This window comes from Stenotrophomonas sp. A3_2 (assembly GCF_036624925.1).
In the GTDB taxonomy this organism is placed as follows: domain Bacteria; phylum Pseudomonadota; class Gammaproteobacteria; order Xanthomonadales; family Xanthomonadaceae; genus Stenotrophomonas; species Stenotrophomonas hibiscicola.
The window spans coordinates 1-427 of record NZ_JAZKVY010000233.1; the positions used below are offsets into that span (position 1 = coordinate 1).

The 427-nt window shown below is 52.2% G+C and carries 1 protein-coding gene; it reads right to left on the minus strand.

Annotated elements, in window-relative coordinates; genetic code table 11:
- Positions 1-427, minus strand: a 427-nt coding sequence (locus tag R5H29_RS08215; RefSeq protein ID WP_332329053.1) for a hypothetical protein, incomplete at both ends; no start/stop codon positions are given.

A 427-nucleotide genomic window follows, 5' to 3' on the forward strand; every position in this document is an offset into this window, starting at 1 on the left:
AGGGCCTTGTCGCGGGCCGTTCCACCATTGTTCGTGCCCTTACACTCGAGCATTGCCTTAAGGCTATCGTCATTTGGATCGAATACAACAAAGTCAGGCGCCGGCGTTACCTGAACCTCAAAACGTCTCGCGATGTCAGCCTGATTATGGCTGCCCGTCCGGAGAAATGCGATTTTGCGACTTAAAAACAAAGCCTCAACAGCATTTTCGATAAGATTGCCACGGTTAGAAGAGGTTGCATCCAGAACTTGTCTAAAAGCACCGCCGTAATGCCGTTGGTGAAGAAAAGTCTTCAAGGGTACACCACTCACGGCAAACTGCTGCACGCTACTCCAACCGTCCGCAGTATCCGGTTTTCGTTGTTTAGAATGCATGCCGAGCGGGGCTTCACCAAACAGCGTCCCGCCCATCACCTCGGCGATGGTCT